Origin of the sequence: Enterococcus spodopteracolus, from assembly GCF_030441955.1 — a bacterium.
In the GTDB taxonomy this organism is placed as follows: Bacteria; Bacillota; Bacilli; order Lactobacillales; family Enterococcaceae; genus Enterococcus_B; species Enterococcus_B spodopteracolus.
Map to the genome: position 1 here is coordinate 1 of NZ_JARJHD010000102.1, position 426 is coordinate 426.

Below are 426 nucleotides of genomic sequence, written 5' to 3' on the forward strand. Positions count from 1 at the left end.
GGCAGCGACAAAATCGTCATCAGCAAAATAAAAGGCATCATCCCCGGCAGGGTTACGTGCCAGACTTTTTTTGACCAAGAAGCACCATCCATCGTTGCTGCTTCATATAATCCCGGATCAATCGAGGTAATGGCAGCAAGGTACACGATTGAACTGTAACCAAAACTTTTCCAAACATCGGTCCCGATCAGCAAACGAGGAAACAGCTGATTACTACCCAAAAAGTTTAATGGTTCTACACCAAAGTTTTGTAAAATCTGATTCACCGTTCCATCAAGACTGAATAAATTGACCACTACTGAAGCCAATATGACCCATGAAAGAAAATGGGGCAAATATACGATGGTCTGAATGGAGCGTTTCATCCACTTTACACGTACTTCATTTAATAGAATCGCAAAAAGAATCGGTACGATCGTATTAAAG

General features: G+C 41.3%; 1 protein-coding gene. It reads right to left on the minus strand.

All coding sequences use genetic code 11. The features are described 5' to 3' along the window. On the minus strand, positions 1-426 hold a 426-nt coding region (locus tag P3R27_RS14750), incomplete at both ends, for an ABC transporter permease subunit (protein ID WP_301399168.1).